General features: G+C 60.0%; 25 protein-coding genes. 8 read left to right on the plus strand and 17 right to left on the minus strand.

What is annotated here, in order from left to right; genetic code table 11:
* Window positions 1–108 precede the first annotated feature (108 nt).
* The 5 genes from dnaX (at window position 109) to AC3Y64_RS09505 (ending at window position 5,902) form a co-directional block, all read left to right on the plus strand.
* The gene (dnaX, locus tag AC3Y64_RS09485; protein ID WP_489987221.1) at window positions 109–2,217 is read left to right on the plus strand and encodes a DNA polymerase III subunit gamma/tau; all 2,109 of its coding nucleotides are present in this window, start codon (window positions 109–111) and stop codon (window positions 2,215–2,217) included.
* A 67-nt stretch (window positions 2,218–2,284) separates the two neighbouring features.
* Window positions 2,285–2,623, plus strand: a complete 339-nt coding sequence (locus tag AC3Y64_RS09490) for a YbaB/EbfC family nucleoid-associated protein (protein WP_042558527.1) — start codon at window positions 2,285–2,287, stop codon at window positions 2,621–2,623.
* 272 nt (window positions 2,624–2,895) lie between these two features.
* Window positions 2,896–3,930 (plus strand): NADP-dependent oxidoreductase, encoded by a 1,035-nt coding sequence (locus tag AC3Y64_RS09495; RefSeq protein WP_489987222.1) that lies wholly within the window; start codon window positions 2,896–2,898, stop codon window positions 3,928–3,930.
* A gap of 66 nt (window positions 3,931–3,996) precedes the next feature.
* A complete protein-coding gene (gene recR / locus AC3Y64_RS09500) occupies window positions 3,997–4,599 on the plus strand; it encodes a recombination mediator RecR (RefSeq protein ID WP_460158140.1) in 603 nt (200 codons plus the stop codon).
* A 154-nt stretch (window positions 4,600–4,753) separates the two neighbouring features.
* Window positions 4,754–5,902 carry an acyl-CoA dehydrogenase family protein gene (locus AC3Y64_RS09505; RefSeq protein WP_489987223.1) on the plus strand — a complete coding sequence of 383 codons (1,149 nt, stop codon included), beginning with the start codon at window positions 4,754–4,756 and terminating at the stop codon, window positions 5,900–5,902.
* 121 nt (window positions 5,903–6,023) lie between these two features.
* On the opposite strand, the gene AC3Y64_RS09510 is transcribed toward AC3Y64_RS09505, so the two are convergent.
* Together AC3Y64_RS09510 and fnr are read right to left on the minus strand one after the other, a co-directional pair.
* The gene (locus AC3Y64_RS09510; protein WP_024012326.1) at window positions 6,024–6,572 is read right to left on the minus strand and encodes an adenine phosphoribosyltransferase; all 549 of its coding nucleotides are present in this window, start codon (window positions 6,570–6,572) and stop codon (window positions 6,024–6,026) included.
* A gap of 78 nt (window positions 6,573–6,650) precedes the next feature.
* Complete coding sequence (gene fnr / locus AC3Y64_RS09515) at window positions 6,651–7,385, minus strand: fumarate/nitrate reduction transcriptional regulator Fnr (RefSeq protein ID WP_129391522.1); 735 nt, start codon at window positions 7,383–7,385, stop codon at window positions 6,651–6,653.
* 154 nt (window positions 7,386–7,539) lie between these two features.
* Here fnr and AC3Y64_RS09520 point away from each other — a divergent pair, with 154 nt between their 5' ends.
* Window positions 7,540–8,022 carry a hypothetical protein gene (locus AC3Y64_RS09520; protein ID WP_489987224.1) on the plus strand — a complete coding sequence of 161 codons (483 nt, stop codon included), beginning with the start codon at window positions 7,540–7,542 and terminating at the stop codon, window positions 8,020–8,022.
* Here the strand turns inward: AC3Y64_RS09520 and hemN are convergent.
* The 7 genes from hemN to AC3Y64_RS09555 all read right to left on the minus strand — a co-directional run bounded on the left by hemN (window position 8,019) and on the right by AC3Y64_RS09555 (window position 15,545).
* Complete coding sequence (hemN, locus tag AC3Y64_RS09525; RefSeq protein ID WP_489987225.1) at window positions 8,019–9,401, minus strand: oxygen-independent coproporphyrinogen III oxidase; 1,383 nt, start codon at window positions 9,399–9,401, stop codon at window positions 8,019–8,021. The genes AC3Y64_RS09520 and hemN overlap by 4 nt on opposite strands.
* Window positions 9,402–9,571: 170 nt before the next feature.
* A complete protein-coding gene (locus tag AC3Y64_RS09530; protein ID WP_039770036.1) occupies window positions 9,572–10,255 on the minus strand; it encodes a sulfite exporter TauE/SafE family protein in 684 nt (227 codons plus the stop codon).
* Window positions 10,248–10,460: a cbb3-type cytochrome oxidase assembly protein CcoS gene (ccoS, locus tag AC3Y64_RS09535; protein ID WP_039763029.1), complete on the minus strand. Its 213-nt coding sequence runs from the start codon at window positions 10,458–10,460 to the stop codon at window positions 10,248–10,250. The genes AC3Y64_RS09530 and ccoS overlap by 8 nt, the downstream gene beginning before the upstream one ends.
* 22 nt (window positions 10,461–10,482) lie before the next feature.
* Window positions 10,483–12,933 carry a heavy metal translocating P-type ATPase gene (locus AC3Y64_RS09540; RefSeq protein ID WP_489987226.1) on the minus strand — a complete coding sequence of 817 codons (2,451 nt, stop codon included), beginning with the start codon at window positions 12,931–12,933 and terminating at the stop codon, window positions 10,483–10,485.
* 127 nt (window positions 12,934–13,060) lie between these two features.
* Window positions 13,061–13,600, minus strand: a complete 540-nt coding sequence (locus AC3Y64_RS09545; RefSeq protein WP_489987227.1) for a FixH family protein — start codon at window positions 13,598–13,600, stop codon at window positions 13,061–13,063.
* 11 nt (window positions 13,601–13,611) lie between these two features.
* A complete protein-coding gene (gene ccoG / locus AC3Y64_RS09550) occupies window positions 13,612–15,027 on the minus strand; it encodes a cytochrome c oxidase accessory protein CcoG (RefSeq protein ID WP_489987228.1) in 1,416 nt (471 codons plus the stop codon).
* 257 nt (window positions 15,028–15,284) lie between these two features.
* Window positions 15,285–15,545 (minus strand): hypothetical protein, encoded by a 261-nt coding sequence (locus AC3Y64_RS09555; RefSeq protein WP_489987229.1) that lies wholly within the window; start codon window positions 15,543–15,545, stop codon window positions 15,285–15,287.
* A 187-nt stretch (window positions 15,546–15,732) separates the two neighbouring features.
* Between AC3Y64_RS09555 and AC3Y64_RS09560 the strand changes: the two genes are divergently transcribed.
* Window positions 15,733–16,737: a metallophosphoesterase family protein gene (locus AC3Y64_RS09560; protein ID WP_489987230.1), complete on the plus strand. Its 1,005-nt coding sequence runs from the start codon at window positions 15,733–15,735 to the stop codon at window positions 16,735–16,737.
* A gap of 61 nt (window positions 16,738–16,798) precedes the next feature.
* Here the strand turns inward: AC3Y64_RS09560 and ccoP (AC3Y64_RS09565) are convergent, their stop codons facing one another.
* The 8 genes from ccoP (AC3Y64_RS09565) to ccoN (AC3Y64_RS09600) form a co-directional block, all read right to left on the minus strand.
* Entirely contained in the window at window positions 16,799–17,782 is a 984-nt protein-coding gene (gene ccoP, locus AC3Y64_RS09565) for a cytochrome-c oxidase, cbb3-type subunit III (RefSeq protein ID WP_489987231.1), read from the minus strand.
* On the minus strand, window positions 17,779–17,964 hold the full coding sequence (locus AC3Y64_RS09570) for a CcoQ/FixQ family Cbb3-type cytochrome c oxidase assembly chaperone (RefSeq protein ID WP_003175465.1): 186 nt from the start codon (window positions 17,962–17,964) through the stop codon (window positions 17,779–17,781). Before AC3Y64_RS09570 ends, ccoP (AC3Y64_RS09565) begins: the two co-directional genes overlap by 4 nt.
* A gap of 5 nt (window positions 17,965–17,969) precedes the next feature.
* On the minus strand, window positions 17,970–18,578 hold the full coding sequence (ccoO, locus tag AC3Y64_RS09575) for a cytochrome-c oxidase, cbb3-type subunit II (protein ID WP_158959430.1): 609 nt from the start codon (window positions 18,576–18,578) through the stop codon (window positions 17,970–17,972).
* Complete coding sequence (gene ccoN / locus AC3Y64_RS09580) at window positions 18,578–20,020, minus strand: cytochrome-c oxidase, cbb3-type subunit I (protein WP_322846513.1); 1,443 nt, start codon at window positions 20,018–20,020, stop codon at window positions 18,578–18,580. The genes ccoO (AC3Y64_RS09575) and ccoN (AC3Y64_RS09580) overlap by 1 nt, the downstream gene beginning before the upstream one ends.
* A 499-nt stretch (window positions 20,021–20,519) precedes the next feature.
* Window positions 20,520–21,476, minus strand: a complete 957-nt coding sequence (ccoP, locus tag AC3Y64_RS09585; protein ID WP_489987232.1) for a cytochrome-c oxidase, cbb3-type subunit III — start codon at window positions 21,474–21,476, stop codon at window positions 20,520–20,522.
* Window positions 21,473–21,670 (minus strand): cbb3-type cytochrome oxidase subunit 3, encoded by a 198-nt coding sequence (locus tag AC3Y64_RS09590; protein WP_489987233.1) that lies wholly within the window; start codon window positions 21,668–21,670, stop codon window positions 21,473–21,475. Before AC3Y64_RS09590 ends, ccoP (AC3Y64_RS09585) begins: the two co-directional genes overlap by 4 nt.
* Window positions 21,671–21,673: 3 nt before the next feature.
* On the minus strand, window positions 21,674–22,282 hold the full coding sequence (gene ccoO, locus AC3Y64_RS09595) for a cytochrome-c oxidase, cbb3-type subunit II (protein ID WP_489987234.1): 609 nt from the start codon (window positions 22,280–22,282) through the stop codon (window positions 21,674–21,676).
* A gap of 10 nt (window positions 22,283–22,292) precedes the next feature.
* Window positions 22,293–23,717, minus strand: a complete 1,425-nt coding sequence (gene ccoN, locus AC3Y64_RS09600; protein WP_217850964.1) for a cytochrome-c oxidase, cbb3-type subunit I — start codon at window positions 23,715–23,717, stop codon at window positions 22,293–22,295.
* Window positions 23,718–23,812: 95 nt separating this feature from the next.
* Here ccoN (AC3Y64_RS09600) and AC3Y64_RS09605 point away from each other — a divergent pair, with 95 nt between their 5' ends.
* Complete coding sequence (locus AC3Y64_RS09605) at window positions 23,813–24,493, plus strand: alpha/beta family hydrolase (RefSeq protein WP_489987943.1); 681 nt, start codon at window positions 23,813–23,815, stop codon at window positions 24,491–24,493.
* Window positions 24,494–24,551: the final 58 nt, after the last annotated feature.

Here is a 24,551-nt window from a genome sequence, read left to right on the forward strand (position 1 = left end):
GCCTCTGCTCATGCAGCTTAGCCACATTAGACGAGGACACCGGATGCAATTTTGCCCTTGCTCCGCTAGCATTAGCCGCTTCTGCTTCCTTCGCTGCGACGGTTTTCGATGAGTTATCAGGTTCTTGCACGTAAATGGCGTCCGCGCTCGTTCCGCGAAATGGTCGGCCAGACCCATGTGCTCAAGGCTCTGATCAATGCCTTGGACAGCCAGCGGCTGCACCATGCGTACCTGTTTACCGGTACGCGCGGGGTGGGTAAGACCACCATTGCGCGGATCATTGCCAAATGCCTGAACTGTGAGACAGGTATCACTTCCAGCCCGTGCGGCGAATGCTCGGTGTGCCGGGAAATCGATGAAGGTCGCTTCGTCGACCTGATCGAGATCGACGCCGCGAGCCGCACCAAGGTCGAAGACACCCGCGAGCTGCTCGACAACGTGCAGTACGCGCCGAGCCGTGGGCGCTTCAAGGTCTACCTGATCGACGAAGTGCACATGCTCTCCAGCCATTCCTTCAATGCGCTGCTGAAAACCCTCGAAGAGCCGCCGCCGTACGTCAAATTCATCCTGGCGACCACTGACCCGCAGAAACTTCCGGCAACGATTTTGTCGCGCTGCCTGCAGTTCTCGCTGAAGAACATGACACCCGAGCGTGTGGTCGAGCATTTGACCCACGTACTGACCGCCGAAAACGTGCCGTTCGAAGACGATGCACTGTGGCTGCTGGGTCGCGCCGCTGACGGTTCGATGCGTGACGCCATGAGCCTGACCGATCAGGCCATCGCCTTCGGTGAAGGCAAGGTACTGGCCACCGACGTGCGGGCGATGCTCGGCACGCTGGATCACGGCCAGGTCTATGACGTCCTGCATTCGCTGATCGAAGGCGACGCCAAGGCGTTGCTCGAAGGCGTGCGCCACCTGGCTGAACAAGGCCCGGACTGGAACGGCGTGCTCTCGGAAATTCTCAACGTGTTGCACCGCGTGGCCATCGCTCAGGCGCTGCCGGAAGGTGTCGACAACGGCCATGGCGACCGCGATCGCGTGTTGGCATTGGCGCAGGCGTTGCCGGCCGAAGACGTACAGTTTTATTACCAGATGGGTCTGATCGGTCGCCGCGATTTGCCGCTGGCGCCGGACCCGCGCGGTGGTTTCGAGATGGTCCTGCTGCGGATGCTGGCCTTCCGGCCCGCCGACACGGCGGACGCCCCGAGGCAACCGCTAAAGCCAGTGGGGATCAGCCAGGCCACAGTTGATTCCGCAAACTCAGTGGCTGCCGCGCCTAAACCTGCGCCGGTAGTCGCCGCGGCGGTTGCGCCGGCTCCTGCGCCAGTGGCGGCACCTGCACCTGCACCTGCACCTGCTCCCGAGCCTGCGCCGGTTGCTGCCGTTGCTGCGCCAGAACCCGAGCCAGCGCCCGTCGTCGCTGAAGAAGTCGTCGACCTGCCATGGAATGATCCGGTAGAGGCTGCGCCCGACGCCGAGCCCGAGCCCGAGCCGGCCCAGCAACCCGCCGTTGAACCGGTGCTGGAAACCGCCGCCGAGCAGCCCGAGTTGCCGCCGATGCCGCTGCCGACCCCGGACAGCGTGGTCCCGGACGCCCCGGAGTGGGCCGCCGCGCCGATTCCCGAGCCGTCAGTCGCGGACGTTGATGCCGCCACACCGGGCATGGACATGGACGATGAGCCGCCGCTGGACGAGGATTACATCGAGCCAGACATGGACTCGGCTTATAGCTACCTCGACGAACTGGCCAGCGAACACGCCGCCGACCCAGAGCCGGAACCCGAGCCTGAGCCCGCAGCGGCGCCGGCCACCGGTCTGGCCTTGCAATGGCTGGAGCTGTTCCCGAAACTGCCGATATCCGGCATGACCGGCAGCATCGCCGCCAACTGCACGTTGATCGCTGTCGATGGCGACCACTGGCTGATGCACCTCGACCCGGCGCACAGTGCACTGTTCAATGCCACGCAACAGCGTCGTCTCAACGATGCGTTGAACCAGTTCCACGGTCGCACGCTGACCCTGACCATCGAGCTGATCAAGCCCGAGCAGGAGACTCCGGCCCAGGCCGCGTCCCGTCGCCGTGCCAACCGTCAGCGCGAGGCGGAGGAGTCGATTCACGGCGATCCGTTCATCCAGCAGATGGTTCAGCAGTTTGGCGCGGTGGTGCGACACGATACTATTGAACCTGTCGACGCCTTGGTCGCCCAAGGCTAATAACTGAAGGTGCTCGGCCTCCATGGCCGGGCGCTGTTTTGATCCAAGTACTTTTGAGGTGATTCCCATGATGAAAGGTGGCATGGCCGGCCTGATGAAGCAGGCGCAGCAGATGCAGGAAAAAATGGCCAAGATGCAGGAAGAACTGGCCAACGCCGAAGTCACCGGTAAGGCCGGTGGCGATATGGTCACCGTGGTGATGACCGGTCGTCACGACGTTAAAAGCGTCAGCATCGACCCAAGCCTGGTTGAAGGCCTGAGCGAAGACGACAAAGAAATGCTCGAAGCCGTTGTGGCTGCCGCCGTCAACGACGCCGTGCGCAAGATCGAAGCCAACAGCCAGGAAAAAATGGGCGGCATGACCGCCGGCATGAACCTGCCAGCGGGTATGAAACTGCCATTCTGATTCGCCAATCGGCGGCAGATGAGCTACACAAAATGCCAGGCATCGCGCCTGGCATTTTTGTTTCTGCGCGGTGGTCTTGCGGTGTCTGGTCTACCGCTATCGCCAGCAGGGCTGGCTCCCACACGGGTTGTGTCCACTGATAACCCTGTGGGAGCTAGCCCTGCTAGCGATTGAATCCACCACGGTCTACCTGAAGAAACATCGAACACACCAAAGCCACAACGGTCTGCTCCCTATACCCGCTGAATTCACCATTCACAGGAGACGCTGACATGTCCGACCCTCTCACGCTCAACCAACGTTTTGTCCTCGCCTCGCGTCCCGTAGGCGCGCCGACCCCGGAAAACTTCCGCCTCGAGCGCGAAGCGCTGCCGGATCTGCAGGACGGTGAAGTACTGCTGAAAACCCTCTACCTGTCCCTTGACCCTTACATGCGCGGACGCATGAGCGACGCCCCGTCCTACGCCGCGCCGGTACAAATCGGCGAAGTGATGACCGGCGGGGCTGTCAGCCGAGTCGAGGATTCGCGTCATCCCAAATTCCATAAGGGCGATCTGGTGGTCGGCGCCACCGGTTGGCAAAGCCACAGCATCAGCGACGGGCGCAACATCATTCCGATCCCGTCCGGGTTGCCGAGTCCGTCGATGGCCCTCGGGGTGCTGGGCATGCCGGGCATGACCGCGTACATGGGGCTGATGGACATCGGCCAGCCGAAAGAAGGCGAGACATTGGTTGTCGCCGCCGCGTCTGGTGCTGTGGGTTCGGTGGTCGGGCAAGTGGCGAAGATCAAAGGCCTGCGCGCAGTCGGCGTGGCCGGCGGTGCCGAAAAGTGCAAATACGTGGTCGAAGAGCTGGGCTTTGATGCCTGCATCGATCACAAGGCGGCCGATTTCGCCGAGCAACTGGCCAAGGCCTGTCCTGATGGCATCGACATTTACTACGAAAACGTCGGCGGCCATGTGTTCGACGCCGTGGTGCCGCTGCTCAATGCCAAGGCGCGGATTCCGTTGTGCGGTCTGATCGCCGGTTACAACGCTTCTGAGGCTCCCGAAGGCCCGGATCGTCTGCCGATGCTGCAGCGCACGCTGTTGACCAAACGCGCACGCATTCAAGGCTTCATCGTCTTTGACGACTACGGTGATCGTCAGCCGGAATTCATTAGCCACATGGTGCCGTGGGTGCGCGAAGGCAAGGTGAAATTCCGTGAGGACGTGGTCGAAGGGCTGGAGCAGGCGCCGGAGGCGTTTATCGGTCTGCTGGAGGGGCGCAACTTTGGCAAACTGGTGGTTCGGGTCGCCTCGGACTGAGTATTTGACGCTGGCCAGAGGCGCGGGTATAAACCGCGTCTCGTTGTTTAGTCGGACTGTTTATCCATGAGCTTCAGCCCTTTGATTCGCCAACTGATCGATGCTTTGCGCACCTTGCCGGGCGTCGGTCAGAAAACCGCCCAGCGCATGGCGTTGCAGTTGCTCGAACGTGACCGCAGCGGCGGCTTGCGTCTGGCCCAGGCCCTGAGCCAGGCCATGGAAGGCGTCGGCCACTGCCGCCAGTGCCGCACGCTGACCGAAGACGATCTGTGCCCGCAATGCGCCGATACCCGTCGCGACGACACGTTGCTGTGCGTGGTCGAAGGGCCGATGGACGTGTACGCGGTCGAGCAGACTGGTTTCCGCGGTCGCTACTTTGTGCTCAAGGGGCACTTGTCGCCGCTCGATGGCCTGGGACCTGAGGCCATCGGCATTCCGCAGTTGATGACGCGGATCGAAGAGGCGGGCACGTTTACCGAAGTCATCCTCGCGACCAATCCGACGGTGGAGGGTGAGGCGACCGCGCATTACATCGCGCAGTTGCTGAACAACAAAGGCCTGATCGCTTCGCGCATTGCCCACGGTGTACCGCTGGGTGGTGAGCTGGAACTGGTTGATGGCGGCACGCTGGCGCATTCGTTTGCCGGGCGCAAACCGATTTCCCTCTAATAAAAATCAAAAGATCGCAGCCTTCGGCAGCTCCTACCTAGGAATGCGTTTCCCTGTAGGAGCTGCCGAAGGCTGCGATCTTTTGATCTTCTGTATCTTGTAAACCAAGCAAGCGCTCGGTTAAGTTCGGCGAACCCTCCCGTGGAGCTCGCCCATGCCTGCCTTTCAGGAATACTTCGACCCCAGCCACCAATTGGTCCGCGACAGCGTCAGACGTTTCGTCGAACGCGAGATACTGCCGGACATTGACCAGTGGGAAGAGGCCGAAAGCTTTCCCCGTGAGCTGTACCTGAAGGCCGGCGCCGCCGGCATCCTCGGTATCGGTTACCCCGAGGCGCTCGGTGGCAGCCATGAGGGCGATCTGTTCGCCAAGGTCGCCGCCAGTGAAGAACTGATGCGCAGCGGCTCTGGCGGTCTTGTCGCTGGGCTGGGATCGCTGGATATCGGCTTGCCACCGATCGTCAAATGGGCACGACCTGAGGTGCGCGATCGCGTCGTGCCGCAAGTGCTCCGCGGCGAAAAAATCAGCGCTCTGGCCGTGACCGAACCGGGCGGTGGTTCGGACGTCGCCAACCTGCAGACTCGCGCCGTGCGTGATGGCGATTATTACCGGGTCAGCGGCAGCAAAACCTTTATCACCAGTGGCGTGCGCGCCGACTTCTACACCGTGGCGGTGCGCACCGGTGCGCCGGGTTTCGGCGGCATCAGTCTGTTGTTGATCGAGAAGGACACGCCCGGCTTCACCGTCGGCCGTCAGCTGAAGAAAATGGGCTGGTGGGCGTCGGACACCGCTGAATTGTTCTTCGACGATTGCCGTGTGCCTGTAGGCAATCTGATCGGCGCCGAGAACATGGGCTTCGCCTGCATCATGGGCAACTTTCAGAGTGAACGCCTGGCGCTGGCGCTGATGGCCAACATGACGGCGCAGCTTGCACTGGAGGAGAGCCTGAAATGGGCGCGTGAACGTGAGGCGTTCGGCAAGCCGATTGGCAAATTTCAGGTGATCAAGCATCGGTTGGCTGAGATGGCAACGGCGCTGGAGGTGTCGCGGGAATTCACCTATCGGCAGGCGGCGAAAATGGCGGCGGGGCAGAGCGTGATCAAGGAGATCTCCATGGCGAAGAACTTTGCCACGGACACCTCGGACCGGATCACTACTGACGCGGTGCAGATTCTCGGCGGGCTCGGTTACATGCGCGAGAGTCTGGTCGAACGGCTGTATCGGGATAACCGCATCCTGTCGATTGGCGGCGGGACGCGGGAGGTGATGAACGAGATCATCAGCAAGCAGATGGGGCTTTGAATCTTTGTTGCGGCGACTGGCCTCATCGCTAGCAGGGCTAGCTCCCACAGGGGTTTTGTGAACGACACAGATCCAGTGTGGGAGCTAGCCCTGCTAGCGATGGCGGCAGTGCAGGCGCTACTTACTTATCAGTCAAAGCAAACTGCGTCAGGCAGAAAGTAGGAATGCCCATGTCCTGCAGACGCTGTGAACCTTGCAGCTCCGGCAGATCAATAATCGCCGCCGCCTCATGCACCCGTGCGCCCATGCGACGAATCAGGTTGGCCGCCGCAATCAGCGTGCCGCCGGTCGCGATCAAATCATCGAACATCACCACCGAGTCGCCTTCACACAGGCTGTCGGCGTGCACTTCCAGGAACGCTTCGCCGTATTCGGTTGCGTAACCTTCGGCCAGCACGTCCGCCGGCAGTTTGCCTTGCTTGCGGAACAGCACCAGCGGCTTGTTCAACTGATAAGCCAGCACCGAACCGATCAGGAAACCACGGGCATCCATCGCGCCGATGTGGGTGAAGTCGGCTTCGACATAGCGGTGGGCGAAGCTGTCCATCACCAGGCGCAGGGCCGTCGGCGACTGAAACAGCGGGGTGATGTCGCGAAAGATCACGCCCGGTTTCGGGAAGTCGATCACGGGGCGGATAAGGGATTTGATGTCGAAGGAGTCGAAGACCATCGTCGAGGTGTCCTGGCAGGGCTGCAAACGGCGCAGTATACCCGCGGCTGAAACGCTTCGCTCAACCGCGGATCGAGATCAGCCTTCGATCGAGCCACCGGCCAGCGCGCAGAGCTGGATTGGGTCAAGGATGTGAATCTCCTTGCCCTCGGCGGCGATCAGCTCGTTTTGCTGGAAGCGGGTGAACACGCGGGACACGGTTTCCACGGCCAGACCGAGGTAGTTGCCGATTTCGTTACGCGACATTGCAAGGCGGAATTGGTTGGCCGAGAAGCCGCGAGCGCGGAAGCGTGCGGACAGGTTGACCAAGAACGTGGCGATGCGCTCGTCGGCGGTTTTCTTCGACAACAGCAGCATCATTTGCTGGTCATCGCGGATTTCACGGCTCATCACACGCATCAACTGACGACGCAGCTGCGGCAGTTGCAGAGCCAGTTCGTCGAGGCGTTCGAAAGGAATTTCGCAGACCGAGGTGGTTTCCAGCGCTTGGGCCGACACCGGGTGTTTCTCGGTGTCCATGCCGGACAGGCCGACCAGTTCGCTCGGCAGGTGGAAGCCCGTCAGTTGTTCTTCGCCGCTGTCGCTCAGGCTGAAGGTTTTCAGGGCGCCGGAGCGTACTGCATAAACGGAATCGAACGTGTCGCCCTGACGGAACAGGAACTCGCCTTTTTTCAACGGGCGGCCGCGTTTAACAATTTCGTCCAGCGCATCCATGTCTTCCAGATTCAGAGAAAGTGGCAGGCAGAGAGGAGCCAGGCTGCAATCCTTGCAATGGGCCTGGTTGTGAGCGCGCAGTTTAACTGGCTCGGACATTTCTTTAATCCTTGTGGGAAAACACACATAAGCCGTAAGGGTAACCCACAGGAGGACATTCAGGCCAGTCTGAGGCGACTTTGCCCTACAGGCATAAAGCCGCAAGGCAAGCCGCCGATAAACAGGTATCAGAACGCATACAAGGAAGGCTTCGATGACCGCCATTGGCACGCTGGGCCCCAGTAACAGCGACGTTGCGGCAATGCCGGAAACGTTGAAAACTTCGCCTGGCAATGCACGCGAATCAGGCTCGACCGAAGAGGCAACCCCGACCTTGGTCGAAGGCGTCAAAGTGTCGCTGTCCGGTGCATCGATTGCAAAAGCCGCCAGTGTCGGTGGCGAAAACAGCGACATCGAAGACAGCGGGCTGCCGGAAAACGTCCAGCAATTGCTGAAGATGATCCGCAAGTTGCAAAAGCAGATCGCTGAGAAAAAGGCGCTGATCGAAGCGGTGATGGCAGACAAGCGTCTTTCCAATGAAGAAAAGATCAACAAGGTCGCGGCTCTGCGCGGCGCCATTGCCGCACTGAACACGGGGCTGATCACCGCCAATCTGGCCCTGTCCAAAGTGGTCGGGCAGTCGGGCATGACAGCGGATCAGAACCTGAAAGTCGGCTCACTGCTGACGAAAAACTAAATCACCCGCGAGAAACGCTGGCGGTTCTGTTGCTCAAGGTAGGCGTCAAACACCATGCACACCGAGCGCACCAGCAGGCGACCCGCCGGCAACACTTCGATCCGTTCACGATCGAGTTCAATCAGGCCATCGTTGGCCATGCCTTGCAGTTGCGGCCACAGCGCGCCGAAGTAGCCTTGAAAATCGATGTTGAACTGCTGCTCGATCTCGGCGAATTCCAGGCTGAAATTGCAGATCAGTTGCTGAATGACGGCGCGGCGCAGTCGATCATCGGCGTTGCACACCAAGCCACGGCTGGTCGCCAGTTGCGCGGCGGCGAGGGTGTTCTGGTACTGGTTGAGGTCGCTGCTGTTCTGGCAATACAGATCACCGATCTGGCTGATCGCGGAAACGCCCAAGCCGATCAGATCGCAATGGCCGTGGGTGGTGTAACCCTGGAAATTGCGTTGCAGGGTTTCTTCTTCCTGAGCGACCGCCAGTTCGTCGTCGGGCAGGGCAAAGTGATCCATGCCGATGTAGCGGTAGCCGGCGGCGGTCAGTTGTTCGATGGTGCGCTCGAGCATCTCCAGCTTGTGAGCGGGCGATGGCAAGTCACTGGCGTTGATCCGCCGCTGCGGCATGAAGCGCTCCGGCAGGTGCGCGTAATTGAACACCGAGAGCCGGTCCGGTTGCAGGCTGATCACTTCTTCGACGGTGCGGGCGAAGTTCTCCGGGGTCTGCTTGGGCAAGCCGTAGATCAAGTCGATGTTGATCGAGCGAAATTGCAGCGTGCGCGCGGCGTCGATCACGGCGCGGGTTTCCTCCAGGCTTTGCAGGCGATTGACCGCGCGCTGCACCGTCGGATCAAGGTCTTGCAGGCCGATGCTGACCCGGTTGAAACCCAACTCGCGCAGCAGGCCCATGGTCGACCAGTCGGCTTCGCGCGGGTCGATTTCGATGCCGTAATCGCCGGAGTCGTCATCGAGCAAATTGAAATGCTTGCGCAGGTGCGCCATCAACTGGCGCAGTTCGTCGTGGCTGAGAAAAGTCGGGGTGCCGCCGCCAAAGTGCAGTTGCTCGACTTTTTGCGCCGGGTCGAGGTGACAGCCGATCAGCTGGATTTCCTGCTCCAGCCGTTGCAGGTATGGCAAGGCGCGGCCGCGATCCTTGGTGATGACCTTGTTGCAGGCGCAGTAGTAGCAAATGTTCGCGCAGAACGGCACATGCACGTACAGCGACAACGGGCGCAGCGCTTTGCGACTGTCGCGCAGGGCGTGGAACAGGTCGAAGGTGCCGACCTGACTGTGAAATTGCACAGCGGTCGGGTAGGAGGTGTAGCGCGGCCCCGCCAGGTCGTAGCGGCGGATCAGATCAGAGTCCCAACAAATGGCGTCGAGCATGCGGGCATTCCCCCGGATAGGCTGGCAGTGTGGCGAGTCTATCGGGGTGCGGCGATGGGGCACTTGATTTGCATCAACAGCATAAGATCAAAAGATCGCAGCCTTCGGCAGCTCCTACATGGAAACGCATTCCAAATGTGGGAGCTGCCGAAGGCTGCGATCTTTTGATTTTAGTGGCCCATCAACCAATGCTGATGCGGGCCGGGAAGGGTCCAGATCCCGAACAGAATCACCAACAACCCGCCAGCCATGCGCACACTGCGTTTGCGCAACAGTGCCGTAACCCGCTCAGCCGCAAGCCCGGTGGCGAGCAACACCGGCCAGGTGCCCAGCCCAAACGCAAGCATCAACAACGCACTGTCCAGCGCATTGCCCTGACTCGCGCTCCACAGCAGCGTGCTGTAAACCAGCCCACACGGCAGCCAGCCCCACAACGCGCCGAGCAATAAAGCGCGGGGCAGACTCGACACCGGCAGCAGGCGGTTGGCCACTGGCTGAATGTAACGCCACAGGCCGCGCCCAAGGCTTTCGATGCGGGTCAGGCCACTCCACCAGCCGGCCAGATACAGCCCCATGGCGATCAGCAACAACCCGGCCAGCACGCGCATGAACAGCGCCGCCGGGCTGTTGGCCACCGCCCAGCCGGCGAGGCCGATCAGCAATCCAGCCGTGGCATAACTAAGGATTCGCCCAAGGTTGTAGGCCAGCAGCAAGCGAAAGCGGCGACTGCGTTGCTCCTTGGGGATCGCCAAAGTCAGCGCGCCCATCAGACCGCCGCACATACCCAGGCAATGGCCGCCGCCGAGCAGGCCGAGGATCAACGCCGAGACCAGCAAGGGCGCCAGTTCAAGCATGGGGCGGTGCCTTGTCGTCCGGTTTGCCGGCGTTGGCTTCGTCCACCGCAGCGGTGTGGTTCGGGTCCTGATCGTCGAACAGGATGCTGTGCGCCGGGCCGTCGAGGTCGTCGTACTGACCGCTGTCCACCGCCCAGAAGAAGATATACACGGCGATGGCCACGATCAGCAGTGCGGCCGGGATCATCACGTAGAGAGCTGGCATCTGTACTCCATGCCCGCGCGGCTCAGGCCGGCAGCGGACGGGTTTCTGACGAGGCGCTGGCCTTCGGCGTACTCGGCAGGCGAGTCAGGCGCAGGGCGTTCAGCACCACGGTCAACGAACTGATCGACATGCCGACGGCAGCCCACACCGGAGTGATCCAGCCGAGGGCGGCGAACGGCAACATGAGGCCATTGTACAGCGCCGCCCACAGCAGGTTCTCGATGATCACTCGACGGGTGCGGCGCGCCAGCGTGAAGGCCTGCACCAAGGCGTCGAGGCGATTGGACAGCAGCACCGCATCGGCGCTGGTTTTCGCCAGATCGGTGGCCGAACCCATGGCCACACTGATGTCGGCCGCCGCCAGCGCTGGCACGTCATTGACGCCGTCGCCGAGCATCAACACTTTGCGACCTTCCTTGTGTAACTGTTGCAACACTTGCAGCTTGTCGTCGGGGCGCAAGCCGCCGCGGGCCTCATCAATACCCAGTTCCGCCGCCACGCTAGCGACCATCGGCGAGCTGTCACCCGAGAGCAGCAACGTGCGCCAACCGCGCGCCTTGCACACGGCAAGCAGGGCGGGGGCGTCGTCACGCAGGCGATCATCGAGGACGAACCATGCCAGTGGCCCTTGAACGTCACCCAGCAGCAGCCATTGGCCCGGCTCGTTTGGCATCGTCGGCACATCGGCAGCGCTGAGGGCGCTGACAAATTCCGCCTGACCGATACGCAAACGCTGTTCGCCCACCAAGCCCTCAAGGCCAAGCCCCGGCGTGCTGTGAACTTCTTCTGCGGCCAACGGTGCGCGGCCAAACGCACGGGCAATCGGGTGTTCCGAACGGTTTTCCAACGCGGCGGCAAGGCTCAGGCATTGTTCGCTGTCGAGTGCACCGAGCGGGCGAATCGAACGCAGCACCAATCGGCCTTCGGTGAGCGTGCCGGTCTTGTCGAAGATCACCGTGTCGATCTGATTCAAGCCTTCCAGCACATGCCCGCGCGTCAGCAGCAAGCCGAGTTTGTGCAAGGTGCCCGTGGCTGCCGTTAGCGCGGTTGGCGTCGCCAGCGACAGCGCACACGGGCAGGTCGCGACCAGCATGGCGAGAACGATCCAGAATGCCCGCGACGAATCCAGCTCCCACCACAGCAGCCCGATTGCGGCCGCAGCAATCAATGACAGCAGCAAAAACCATTGCGCCGCGCGGTCGGCGATTTCCGCCAGCCGTGGTTTTTCCGCTTGAGCGCGGTCGAGCAGGCGGACGATGGCCGACAAACGCGTGTCGTGCCCCAGCGCCTGCACTTCAACGGTCAACGCGCCTTCGACGTTGAGCGTGCCCGCCGTGACTGCGTCACCGAGCATTCGCGTTTGCGGCAGGTATTCACCGGTCAGCAACGACTCATCGATGCTCGACTGGCCGTCGATGATCTTGCCGTCTGCCGGTAAGACCGAGCCGGGTTGCACGAGAATTCTGTCGCCCAAGCGCAATTCGCTGAGCAGGATGCGTTCGCTCTGGCCGTGTGCATCGAGGCGCAGGCAGGAGGCCGGCAACAGATTCACAAGTTGTGCGGTGGCAGCGGCGGTGCGTTCCCGGGCGCGGCGCTCCAGGTAGCGTCCGGCGAGCAGGAACAACGCGAACATCCCGACCGCATCGAAATACAGTTCGCCAACGCCGGTGATCGCGGTCCAGATCCCGGCGATGTAGGCGCTGCCGATGGCCAGCGAGACCGAGACGTCCATGGTCAGGTGCCGCGTGCGCAGATCGCGCATCGCGCCTTTGAAGAACGGCGCGCAGCTATAGAACACGATTGGCGTGGTCAGGAACAGCGCGACCCAGCGCAGGATCGTGTGCAGCTCGGGGCTGAGGTCGATGTTGAATTCCGGCCAGGTGGCCATCGTCGCCATCATTGCCTGGAACCACAGCAGCCCGGCGACGCCCAGTTGGCGCAGGGCCAGACGATTTTCGCTGGCCAGTTGTTCGCTGGCGCGATCGGCCTGATACGGGTGGGCGGCGTAACCGATGTGGCGCAACTCGGCGAGAATCTGGCTAAGCGGCAATTGTGCGTCGGCCCAGCTCACGTGCAAGCGATGGTTGGACAGGTTCAGGCGTGCCTCAGCTACGGCGGGCAGCGTGCGCAGGTGTTTTTCAATCAGCCAGCCGCAGGCGGCGCAACTGATGCCTTCCATCAGCAGGGTGGTTTCGGCCAGCTCGCCCTGATGACGCACGAACGGTTGCTGGACGTCGGCGCGATCATACAGCGCCAGTTCGTCGGTCAATTGCACGGGCAGCGCTTCAGGGTTGGCCGAGGCTTCGCTGCGGTGCTGGTAATAACTTTCCAGACCACCGGCGACGATGGCTTCAGCCACGGCCTGACAGCCCGGACAGCAGAACTCGCGGGACTCCCCGAGTACAACGGCGGTGAAGCGGCTGCCGGACGGGACGGGCAGGGCGCAGTGATAGCAGGGGAGTGGGGTGGTCATCGAGTGTTCACTAATACTGCTGATTCACTACACCCCCGTGTAGGAGCTGCCGCAGGCTGCGATCTTTTGACTTTAAAACAAGATCAAAAGATCGCAGCCTGCGGCAGCTCTTACATAGGGTATCGGGTTACTTCTTGAGGTCTTCGGCGCCTTGCAGCGGTTCGTCGCCGAGCAGCAGATCCTTGTCATGGCTGACCAGTTCTTCTTCGAACATGCGCCACACATGGTCATCCTGACTGCCGAGCAGTTCGACAAAGCGCCGGCCTTCAACCTTGTCACCCAACTGACCGATATAGCGACCGGTTTCGCTTTCGCTGCGGGTCAGGACGATCTTGCGATCCTTTTCCGGTTGCGTCGGCGAGATCAGGTTCAGTTCCAGGGTTTGCGGCTGGCTGTCACCGCTCAGGCGCAAATCGACTTCGCCGGTGACGTCATCCAGATGCACGTTGGCGCGCATCTTCAGGTTTTGCGCCAGTAGCTCACGATCTAGCGAACGGTTGATGCCTTTGCCGGCCTCGTAATAGTTGTCGTTGACCAGGTTGTCAGGGTTGTTCACCGCGATGGTCACCATCGACAGGGTCAGGGTCACCGAACAGGCCAGAATCCCGATGATGATCCAAGGCCAAAGATGCTTGTACCAAGGGCTTGCGGCATTTGCTGCGGGCATGTTCAGTTCTCTCAACGGATTTGTGGGCCGATGAATCGGCTCTTGGCTTCAACGTGGACGCTGTCGTCATCGGCATCCCTGAGGATGAATTTCACCTCGTTGGTGCTCGATGGCAATTGTTCCGGTGCACTCGACAACTCGACCGGCATGCTGAATATATCGCCGGCAGCGACTTTGATTTCGCGTTTGCCTTGCAGGCGCAGGTCCGGCAGACCGGCGGCCTCCAGCAAGTAGGTGTGATCGCGCTGGTCCTTGTTCATGATCTTCAGGCTGTAAACGTTTTCGATCCGGCCTTCGGCATTCTCGCGGTACAACACGCGATCCTTGCTGACGTCGAAACCGACCAGCGAACGCATGAAGAACGCGGTGACCAACAGGCTGATCATCGCCAGCAACACCACGGCGTAGCCGATCAGGCGAGGCCGCAGTTTATGGGTTTTCTGCCCCGACAGGTTGTGTTCGGTGGTGTAGCTGATCAACCCGCGCGGGTAGTCCATTTTGTCCATGATGCTGTCGCAGGCGTCGATGCACGCGGCGCAGCCAATGCACTCGATCTGCAGGCCATCGCGTATGTCGATGCCGGTCGGGCAGACCTGCACGCACATCGTGCAATCGATGCAGTCACCGAGGCCTTGAGCCTTGTAATCGATGCCTTTCTTGCGCGGGCCACGGCTTTCGCCGCGACGCGGATCATAGGAAACAATCAATGTGTCCTTGTCGAACATCACGCTCTGGAAGCGCGCATACGGGCACATGTAGATGCACACCTGCTCGCGTAACCAGCCGGCGTTGCCGTAGGTGGCGAGGGTGAAGAAGCCTACCCAGAAATACGACCAGCCATCGGCCTGGCCGGTGAAGAACTCGAAGACCAGTTCCCGGATCGGCGAGAAGTAACCAACGAAGGTCATGCCGGTGACAAAACCGATCAGCAGCCACATCACGTGCTTGGCGGCTTTGCGCAGGAATTTGTTGGCGCTCATCGGCGCTTTGTCGAGTTTGATGCGCTGGTTGCGGTCGCCTTCGGTGACCTTTTCGCACCACATGAAAATCCACGTCCACACACTTTGCGGGCAGGTGTAGCCGCACCAGACGCGACCCGCATACACAGTAATGAAGAACAGGCCGAACGCGGCAATGATCAGCAGGCCGGAAAGCAGAATAAAGTCTTGTGGCCAGAAGGTAGCGCCGAAGATGAAGAACTTGCGCTCCGGCAGGTTCCACCACACCGCCTGATGGCCGCCCCAGTTCAGCCAGACCGTGCCGAAATACAGCAGGAACAATGCCGCGCCGCCCATCATCCGCAGATTGCGGAACAGGCCGGTGAAAGCGCGGGTGTAGATTTTTTCTCGTGAGGCGTAAAGATCGACGCTGTTGTTCGCGTTTTTGCTCGGTGGTGTGACGTCGTGTACCGGAATCTGGTTGCTCATCATTGCATCCCACGGCAGTGGAAAAATGCCTCGGTCGATACGTGCCAACCGCGGTCAAAAAGGGGCGTTGCAGTGGCGCAATGATACGCCGGAAGCTCTGGATCAAGGGTGCGACCTTTGGTCGCGTTGGGGGAAATCAATTGATGGTGTAGTGACCTGAATCAATTGACTTGTGAAGTATGGACGGTTTTCCCGTGAAGCGACGGCCAATCTCCACGCAGATCGACTGGCCGCGGCCTCATGCCCGCGCTACTTGCTCAAGGCAACCTGCCGCCTCCCAGCGAATCGAGACCGCCGCTGTATTTGCGGCGCTTGTTATCGTCGACTGACCGCGTGGTTCGCGAGCGCGCTTCTTCACTCTCGATTGGCGCGTCACGCGCAGTGTCCGGCTCCGAAGGGGCGATCGGCGTGGTTTGGGTACTTTCCGAGTTGTTGTGATGATGCAATGTCATTTTCGTTTCATCCTTGAATAATGGCCTGAATAATGGCGAGGCCAGCGAGACATTAATAACAATCAAGTTGTGAGTCCAGAGGCTAAATGTCGCAAGATATTGGATGTGTAAAGTTCATTGGTGGAAATATATAAACTCAATTGCGAGCTGTTTAGGGTTTGCCAGTTTTGCTGATTCTGAATAAGTTGTTGTGCAGTTGATGTGTTCATCAAGTGTGCAAATTTTTTGGAGTTGAACTGGAAATGGATGTTCTATGAAACCTAACAGAATGATGGCTTCGTTAACCGCGCTGATGATGTTGTTGCTGACACCACTGGCCTATTCGCTTGAAGGAGCTCCGCTTCACATGGTGTTCGCCTCCGATCCGCAATATCCCTGGACGGACAAGACCGACAGCGGTGAGCCCGAGTCGGACAAGGACTTCGAGGTGCGCGCAAAAGTGCTGGTGGAAAGTCAGTTTGCGAGCATTGCCGACTTCAGGAAGAACATGGGTGGCCAGGCGCAGGTTCCGTTGATGATCAACGGCGATATGACGGCGTTCGGTCACGGCTGGCAGCGCTCTTATATCAACCATGCCCTGAAGCGTCACTTTGGCGATGATTATTTATATGGTCTGGGTAATCACGATTATGAAAACAATGTCGACGATTGTTTTAGTAATAATTGTGCGGCGGGCAGTATCGTAGATTTTGCAGATCACCATACCAACAGGGTAGATAACTTCGATTTGGCCGTGTCGGGCTGGTTCATGGATAAGTTGTACGCGGGCAGTCTGGCTTATTCGAAAAATATCGGTGAAGTGCATTTGGTGCAGCTCAATAATGAACCTACCTATTCCACCTATATCGCCGACGCGCTTAATCCAACCACATTCGCCATTACTCATGCGTTGACCTGGCTGGAAAAAGACCTGGCGGCTGCTCATAAAAAGGGTTACGCCATTATCCTCAATATGCATAAGCCGTATAACTGGGGCGATGACACGCAGCTTTTCCGTCGTTTCGTGGACATCATCAAGAAGTATGAAGTGACGGCCATTTTCGGCGGGCATTTGCATTTTGACGGTGGCAATGTGTGGATGATGAACGGTGTGCCGATTTTCGTCAGTGGCAGTGCTTCCCAGCAAACTTATCTGACGGCCAGTTTTTCCGAGGATCGCAAGCAATTGCACATTTCTCTGGTGAAGAACAATGACTGGCGGAACCGTGAACGGATCGACACGATTCCCGTGAAATCGGCTGTCGCCAGACGCCCGTAATGAAAAAGCCCCCGCCAGTGTCGACTGGCGGGGGCTTCGTTTACTGCGGGTAAAAGCGTATTTACTGCGCTTCGGCTTCCGGGGCTTTTTCACCGTGGGACAGGCTGTAGACATACGCCGCCAGCAGGTGAACCTTGTCGTTGCCCTGCAATTGTTCCTGCGCAGGCATCTGGCCCTGACGGCCGTAACGGATGGTCTGTTGCAGTTGCGCGAAGCTCGAACCGTAAATGAACGCGCCAGGGTGGGTCAGGTCAGGCGCGCCCATGGCAGGGGTGCCTTTACCAGCTGGACCGTGGCAAGCCACACAGTTGGCGGCAAACAGCTTGCCGCCGTTTTCCGGGTCAGCCTTGGCATCTTCCGGCAGTTTGCGGCCGTCGAGCTTGGTCACGACGAACGCGGCAACGTCGGCAACGCCTTGCTCGCCAATCACTTCAGCCCACGCCGGCATCACCGCGTGACGACCGCCCATGATGGTGGTCTTGATGGTTTCCGGTTCGCCGCCCCAGCGCCAGTCGGCGTCGGTCAGGTTCGGGAAGCCATAAGCGCCCTTGGCGTCGGAACCGTGGCACACCGAGCAGTTGGAGGCGAACAGACGGCCACCCATCTTCAGTGCTTGCGGATCCTTGGCGACTTCTTCGATCGGCATGGCAGCGAACTTGGCGAAGATCGGACCGAACCTGGCGTCCGAACGGGCCATTTCCTTTTCCCACTCGTGCACGCCGGTCCAGCCGGTCTGGCCGTTGGCGAACGCGGTCTGCTTGTCGTTATCGAGGTAGTTGTAGCCCGGCAGCAGGCCTTTCCAGTTGCCCAGGCCCGGGTACAGCACCAAGTAACCCAGGGCAAAAATGATCGTGCCCACAAACAGCATGAACCACCATTTCGGCAGTGGGTTGTCGTACTCCTCGATCCCGTCGAAGGAGTGCCCGACCGTCTCGTCCGTTTGCTCGCTGCGCTGGCCCTTGCGGGTCGACAGCAACAGCCAGGTCAGGGCGAAGATCGTACCGAGACTGAGGACTGTGACGTACAGACTCCAGAATGTAGTCATTCTTTGTTACTCCTAGAAGCTTGCTCGACGTGCTTGATGGCTTCGGGATCATCCGCAAAAGGCAACAAGGTCGCGTCTTCAAACTCCGACTTGCGCTTGGGGCTGAACACCCACAGCGCCAGACCGATGAAGGCCACCATCACAACAACGGTGCCCAGGCCACGAATCATCCCGATATCCATCTAATTCACCGTTTGCTTTTGATGATGGTGCCCAGGCCTTGCAGATAGGCCACCAGCGCGTCCATTTCGGTTTTGCCCTTCACGGCAGCCTGTGCACCGGCAATGTCTTCGTCGGTGTAAGGGACGCCGAGCGTGCGCAAGACTTCCATTTTTTTGGCCGTCTCTTTGCCGTCGAGCTTGTTTTCCACGAGGAACGGGTAAGCCGGCATTTTCGACTCAGGCACCACGTTGCGCGGGTTGTACAAGTGCGCACGGTGCCAGTCATCGGAGTAACGACCGCCGACGCGAGCCAGGTCCGGACCGGTACGCTTGGAACCCCACAGGAACGGGTGATCCCAGACGCTTTCACCGGCAACCGAGTAGTGGCCATAGCGTTCGGTTTCAGCGCGGAACGGACGGATCATCTGCGAATGGCAGCCGACACAACCGTTGGCGATGTAGACGTCGCGGCCTTCCAGTTCCAGGGCCGGGCGCGGCTTCATGCCTTCGACCGGCTTGTTGGTGACGTCCTGGAAAAACAGCGGAACGATTTGGGTCAGGCCGCCAACGCTGACGGCGATGACCATGAAGAAGGCCAGCAGGCCAATATTCTTCTCGACAGCTTCATGCTTCATCAGTGAGCTCCAACGACAGCGATCTGGGCAGCGGCTTCAGCTTCAACCGGGTTCGAGGCGCGCACGGTGCGCCAGACGTTGTAAGCCATCAGGAACATGCCGCTGGCGAAGAATGCACCGCCCAGGGCGCGGACGATGTAGCCCGGGTGGCTGGCCTGCAGTGCTTCAACGAACGAGTAGGTGAGGGTGCCGTCGTCGTTGATTGCACGCCACATCAGGCCCTGAGTGATGCCGTTGACCCACATCGAAGCGATGTAGAGCACGGTGCCGATGGTCGCGAGCCAGAAGTGCGCGTTGATCAGGCCGACACTGTGCATCTGCGCACGACCGAACAGTTTCGGGATCATGTGGTAGATCGCGCCGATCGAGATCATCGCAACCCAGCCCAAGGCACCGGCGTGAACGTGGCCGATGGTCCAGTCGGTGTAGTGCGAGAGCGAGTTGACGGTCTTGATCGCCATCATCGGCCCTTCGAAGGTCGACATGCCGTAGAACGCCAGCGAGACCACGAGGAAACGCAGGATCGGGTCGGTGCGCAGCTTATGCCAGGCGCCCGAGAGGGTCATCATGCCGTTGATCATGCCGCCCCAGCTTGGCGCCAGGAGAATGATCGACATCGCCATGCCCAGCGATTGTGCCCAATCCGGCAGCGCGGTGTAGTGCAGGTGGTGCGGGCCGGCCCAGATGTAAAGGGTGATCAGCGCCCAGAAGTGCACGATCGACAGGCGATAGGAGTAGATCGGACGTTCGGCCTGTTTCGGCACGAAGTAGTACATCATCCCGAGGAAACCGGTGGTCAGGAAGAAACCCACGGCGTTGTGGCCGTACCACCACTGGATCATCGCATCCGTCGCGCCCGAGTAGGCGGAATAGGACTTGAACAGGTTCACCGGCAGCGACATGTGGTTGACGATGTGCAGCATCGCGGTCACGACGATGAATGCGCCGTAGAACCAGTTACCGACATAGATGTGCTTGGTTTTGCGCTTGGTGATGGTGCCGAAGAACACCAGACCGTAGGTGACCCAGACAATGGCCAGCAAAATGGCGATCGGCCATTCCAGTTCCGCGTATTCCTTGGTGGTGGTGTAACCCAGCGGCAAGGTAATGATCGCGCCGACGATGACCGCTTGCCAGCCCCAGAAGGTGAAGGCGGCGAGGCTGTCGGAGATCAGTCGCGTCTGGCAGGTTCGCTGCACGACATAGTAGGAAGTGGCAAACAGTGCACAACCACCGAAGGCGAAAATCACCAGGTTTGTGTGCAACGGGCGCAGGCGTCCAAAGCTCGTCCACGGCAGACCGAAGTTCAACTCCGGCCAAACCAGTTGCGAGGCGATGAAGACACCGAGCCCCATGCCAAGGATCCCCCAGACCACCGTCATGATGGCGAACTGGCGGACTACCTTATAGTTATAAGCAGTCGGACTGATTGCTGTGCTCATTCTAAGGTTCCACGGTTTGGGTGTTTTATTAGGATTAAAATCGGTCGCAAGTATGCAGAGAGCAGGGGGTCAATGCAACGCGCCATGACCTGAGTCAATGCTTTCCAGCGCTGATTCTGCGGCCTTTCCATGTGCCGCGTAAGGACAAAAATGACCTCTGACAAAATGTCGCAGCGAACGAAAAAAGCGAGGGGTTCAGGTCACTTGTAACGAGGTGTGTTGGAACGGCCAGTTCGGCTGATGAATGGCAATCGGCGCGACAGCCGGGATCTACCGGCCTTTGCGGCGAGTCTGTCAGCCAATTCATCGAACACATCGCTCGGGGTCGACCTGGAACCGGCACGGGCCAGTCCGCATTGAGCAAGCGTAGACCCGAATTCGGGGAACCGAAAGGAGAGGGTGCGAAGGGGTGCGACAAAAAGAAGCAGCTGCGAGTTGAAAGCTGCAAGCGACAAGATGATTCAAGTCGCCTGCAGGATTGTATACAGTGATGTTGATTTTACTTGGAGCTTTCAGCTTGAAGCTTGTCGCTCAATTGCTCGCGATCTTTTGATAGGTTGTATACATACGCGGCGAGCAATTGCACTTTATCGTTCCCCAGCAGTTCGTTCTGTGCTGGCATGTGGCCTTGACGACCATGGCGAATGGTCTGCTCGAGTTGCGTCAGGCTGGTGCCATAGATAAATCCGGCCGGGTGCGTCAGATTCGGCGCCCCCATGGCTTCAGTGCCGTGGCCGGTGGCCCCATGACAGGCTACGCAAGTGGTGTTGAACGCTTGCTGTCCGGCTTGCAGGTCAGCCTTGTTGTCGGCGGGCAGCGGCAGGCCGGCCAGTTCGTGACGCACATAAGCGGCCACGTTTTTCACCCCGGCCTCGCCCAACACTTCACCCCAGGCCGGCATCGCCGCCATCCGGCCACCCATGATGGTGGTCTTGATGGTCTCGGCGTCGCCGCCCCAGCGCCAGTCGCTGTCGGCGAGGTTAGGGAAACCGAACGCGCCCTTGGCATCGGAACCGTGGCACACCGAGCAGTTGGAGGCGAACAAGCGACCACCCATTTTCAGCGCCTGCGGATCCTTCGCCACTTCTTCCACCGGCATGGCGGCAAACTTGGCGAAGATCGGCCCGAACTTGGCGTCGGCCTTGTTCATTTCCTTTTCCCACTCGTGCACACCGGTCCAGCCATCCTCGTAACCGGGCAGGATGCCTTTCCAGTTGCCCAGGCCCGGATAGAGGATCAGATAGCCCACGGAAAACACCAGCGTGCCGGCGAACAGCATGAACCACCACTGCGGCAGCGGGTTGTCGTACTCCTCGATGCCGTCGAAGCTGTGGCCCATGGTCTGGTCGACGCTGCCCTTGGTTTCGCCCCGACGGGTGCCGATCAGCAGCCACGTCAGGCCGATCAGGCTGCCGATGGTCAGTACGCAGATCCACGTACTCCAGAAGGTGGTCATGGCCGGGTACTCCTTGTTTCATTTACTGGGGTTGTGTCGGCTTGCGGCTCGTCGGCGAACGGCAGCAGGCGCGCTTCGGCGAATTCCGGCGTGCGCTTGCGGTTGAACACCCACAAGGTCAAACCGACAAAGGCAACGAACACCACGACTGTGCCGAGGCCGCGAATCAGGCCTGCACTCATTTCAATGACCATGGCTCACCTCTTGCTCTTGATTGCAGTGCCAAGCACTTGCAGGTAGGCGACGAGGGCGTCCATTTCGGTCTTGCCCTTGAGGCTGGCCACCGCGCCGCTGATATCGTCGTCGGTGTACGGCACGCCGAGGGTGCGCATGACCTTGAGCTTGGTTTCGGTGTGGCTGCTGTCGACCGCCTGCGTGACCAGCCACGGGTAGGCCGGCATCTTCGATTCCGGTACGACGTTGCGCGGGTTGTACAAGTGCGCGCGGTGCCAGTCATCCGAGTAGCGCGCGCCGACCCGGGCCAGATCCGGCCCGGTACGTTTCGAGCCCCACAGGAACGGGTGATCCCAGACGCTTTCGCCGGCCACCGAGTAGTGCCCGTAGCGCTCGGTTTCGGCGCGGAACGGCCGGATCATCTGCGAGTGACAACCGACGCAACCTTCGCGGATATAGATGTCGCGACCTTCCAGTTGCAGCGCGGTGTAGGGCTTCATGCCTTCGACCGGTTTATTGGTGACGTCCTGGAAGAACAGCGGGACGATCTGGGTCAGGCCGCCGATGCTCACGGCGAGCACCATGAGCAACATCAGCAGGCCGACGTTCTTTTCAATCGTTTCGTGTTTCATGGCGGACTCCTCAGGCCATCTGCGCGGCGGCAACGACGTCAGCAGGCTGCGAGGCCCGCACGGTGCGCCAGGTGTTGTAAGCCATCAGGAACATGCCGCTGAGGAAGATCGCCCCACCGATCAGCCGCACGACGAAGCCTGGGTGGCTGGCCACCAGGGTTTCGACGAAGGAGTAGGTCAGCGTGCCGTCCTCGTTCACCGCGCGCCACATCAGGCCCTGGGCGATGCCGTTGACCCACATCGAAGCGATGTACAGCACGGTGCCGATGGTCGCGAGCCAGAAGTGCGCGTTGATCAAACCGACGCTGTGCATCTGCGCTTTGCCGAAGATTTTCGGGATCATGTGGTACAGCGCGCCGATGGAAATCATCGCCACCCAGCCGAGTGCGCCGGCGTGTACGTGGCCGATGGTCCAGTCGGTGTAGTGGGAGAGGGCGTTGACCGTCTTGATCGCCATCATCGGACCTTCGAAGGTCGACATGCCGTAGAACGCCAGCGAGACCACGAGGAAGCGCAGGATCGGGTCGCTGCGCAACTTATGCCAAGCACCCGAGAGGGTCATCATGCCGTTGATCATGCCGCCCCAACTCGGTGCCAGCAGAATCAGCGACATCACCATGCCCAGCGACTGTGCCCAGTCCGGCAGCGCGGTGTAGTGCAAGTGGTGCGGGCCGGCCCAGATGTACAGGGTGATCAAAGCCCAGAAGTGCACGATCGACAGGCGATACGAATACACCGGACGCTCGGCCTGTTTCGGCACGAAGTAGTACATCATCCCGAGAAAACCGGCGGTGAGGAAAAAGCCTACGGCGTTGTGGCCGTACCACCATTGCACCATCGCGTCGGTTGCACCGGCGTACACCGAGTAGGACTTGGTGAAACTCACCGGCAACTCAAGGTTGTTGACGATGTGCAGAATCGCCACGGTGATGATGAACGCGCCGAAGAACCAGTTGCCCACGTAGATGTGTTTGGTTTTGCGCTGCATGATCGTGCCGAAGAACACGATCGCGTAGGCGACCCAGACGATGGTGATCAGGATATCGATCGGCCATTCCAGCTCGGCGTATTCCTTGGAACTGGTGTAACCCAGTGGCAGGCTGATTGCTGCCAGCAGGATCACCAGTTGCCAGCCCCAGAAGCAGAAAGCGGCGATTTGTGGTGCGAACAGCTGAGTCTGGCAGGTACGTTGCACCGAGTAGAACGAACTGGCGAACAGCGCGCAGCCACCGAACGCGAAGATCACCGCGTTGGTGTGCAGCGGGCGCAGACGGCCGAAACTGGTCCAGGGCAAATTGAAGTTAAGTTCGGGCCAGACCAATTGGGCCGCGAGAAAAACCCCGAGCCCCATGCCGACGATGCCCCACACCACCGTCATAATGGCGAATTGGCGGACCACCTTGTAGTTGTAGGCGGTACTGATAGAAGTGTTCATGGTTCCCCATCCACGGTTCAGCCGAAGTGAGCGCGCGCAAAACACGCGGCGAATCCTTCGTCTGGAGTTATAGGCAGACTAAAAGCGAGGCAAGCATGGACAAACAGCACAAGGCCAGTATTGACGGGGATCAATGGGCGCAGTGCGTGCGGGATCATGGGTGGCTTTGGGATGCCGCATCGGGCAAGGCTTCGGCGACGTTGATCCTTGCTCACGGTGCTGGCGCGCCGATGGACAGTGACTGGATGAACGACATGGCTGGGCGCCTTGCCGGGCTTGGGGTGAATGTGTTGCGGTTTGAGTTTGCGTATATGGCGCAGCGGCGGGTGGATGGGGTGAAGCGGCCGCCGAATCCTGCGGTGAAATTGCAGGAATGCTGGCGTGAGGTGTATGCCGAGGTGCGGCGTCATGTCGCTGGGGTTTTGGCCATTGGCGGGAAGTCGATGGGCGGGCGGATGGCCAGTCTTTTGGCTGACGAATTGGGTGCTGATGCGTTGGTGTGTTTGGGCTATCCGTTTTATGCGGTAGGGAAGCCGGAGAAGCCTCGGGTTGAGCATTTGGCTGGGTTGCAGACGCGGACGTTGATTGTGCAGGGGGAGCGGGATGCGCTGGGTAATCGGGAGGCTGTCGGGGCTTACACCTTGTCACCGAGTATTGAGGTGGCGTGGTTAGCTGCTGGCGATCATGACCTCAAGCCATTAAAGGTTTCCGGGTTTACCCATGAACAGCATTTGGCCAGCGCCGCGCTTAAGGTGGCCGAGTTTCTCAGCAAGTGACAGAGCCGGGCTGCGATTTTGAACTACATGAAGATCTGCTCCCTTTCCCCTCGCCCCC

The organism is Pseudomonas sp. 4CAES_32.4 (assembly GCF_058136335.1).

Coding starts and splice junctions, on each gene's coding strand:
- ccoP (WP_489987231.1), bottom strand. CDS start 17,782: ATGACTACATTCTGGAGTCTGTACGTCACAGTCCTCAGTCTCGGTACG.
- AC3Y64_RS09605 (WP_489987943.1), top strand. CDS start 23,813: ATGGACAAACAGCACAAGGCCAGTATTGACGGGGATCAATGGGCGCAG.
- AC3Y64_RS09530 (WP_039770036.1), bottom strand. CDS start 10,255: ATGCTTGAACTGGCGCCCTTGCTGGTCTCGGCGTTGATCCTCGGCCTG.
- ccoP (WP_489987232.1), bottom strand. CDS start 21,476: ATGACCACCTTCTGGAGTACGTGGATCTGCGTACTGACCATCGGCAGC.
- AC3Y64_RS09520 (WP_489987224.1), top strand. CDS start 7,540: ATGACCGCCATTGGCACGCTGGGCCCCAGTAACAGCGACGTTGCGGCA.
- AC3Y64_RS09510 (WP_024012326.1), bottom strand. CDS start 6,572: ATGGTCTTCGACTCCTTCGACATCAAATCCCTTATCCGCCCCGTGATC.
- AC3Y64_RS09495 (WP_489987222.1), top strand. CDS start 2,896: ATGTCCGACCCTCTCACGCTCAACCAACGTTTTGTCCTCGCCTCGCGT.
- AC3Y64_RS09540 (WP_489987226.1), bottom strand. CDS start 12,933: ATGACCACCCCACTCCCCTGCTATCACTGCGCCCTGCCCGTCCCGTCC.
- ccoO (WP_158959430.1), bottom strand. CDS start 18,578: ATGAAGCATGAAGCTGTCGAGAAGAATATTGGCCTGCTGGCCTTCTTC.
- ccoN (WP_217850964.1), bottom strand. CDS start 23,717: ATGAACACTTCTATCAGTACCGCCTACAACTACAAGGTGGTCCGCCAA.
- AC3Y64_RS09590 (WP_489987233.1), bottom strand. CDS start 21,670: ATGGTCATTGAAATGAGTGCAGGCCTGATTCGCGGCCTCGGCACAGTC.
- ccoG (WP_489987228.1), bottom strand. CDS start 15,027: ATGAGCAACCAGATTCCGGTACACGACGTCACACCACCGAGCAAAAAC.
- AC3Y64_RS09560 (WP_489987230.1), top strand. CDS start 15,733: ATGAAACCTAACAGAATGATGGCTTCGTTAACCGCGCTGATGATGTTG.
- ccoN (WP_322846513.1), bottom strand. CDS start 20,020: ATGAGCACAGCAATCAGTCCGACTGCTTATAACTATAAGGTAGTCCGC.
- AC3Y64_RS09570 (WP_003175465.1), bottom strand. CDS start 17,964: ATGGATATCGGGATGATTCGTGGCCTGGGCACCGTTGTTGTGATGGTG.
- dnaX (WP_489987221.1), top strand. CDS start 109: ATGAGTTATCAGGTTCTTGCACGTAAATGGCGTCCGCGCTCGTTCCGC.
- ccoS (WP_039763029.1), bottom strand. CDS start 10,460: ATGCCAGCTCTCTACGTGATGATCCCGGCCGCACTGCTGATCGTGGCC.
- fnr (WP_129391522.1), bottom strand. CDS start 7,385: ATGTCCGAGCCAGTTAAACTGCGCGCTCACAACCAGGCCCATTGCAAG.
- AC3Y64_RS09545 (WP_489987227.1), bottom strand. CDS start 13,600: ATGCCCGCAGCAAATGCCGCAAGCCCTTGGTACAAGCATCTTTGGCCT.
- AC3Y64_RS09505 (WP_489987223.1), top strand. CDS start 4,754: ATGCCTGCCTTTCAGGAATACTTCGACCCCAGCCACCAATTGGTCCGC.
- ccoO (WP_489987234.1), bottom strand. CDS start 22,282: ATGAAACACGAAACGATTGAAAAGAACGTCGGCCTGCTGATGTTGCTC.
- AC3Y64_RS09490 (WP_042558527.1), top strand. CDS start 2,285: ATGATGAAAGGTGGCATGGCCGGCCTGATGAAGCAGGCGCAGCAGATG.
- hemN (WP_489987225.1), bottom strand. CDS start 9,401: ATGCTCGACGCCATTTGTTGGGACTCTGATCTGATCCGCCGCTACGAC.
- recR (WP_460158140.1), top strand. CDS start 3,997: ATGAGCTTCAGCCCTTTGATTCGCCAACTGATCGATGCTTTGCGCACC.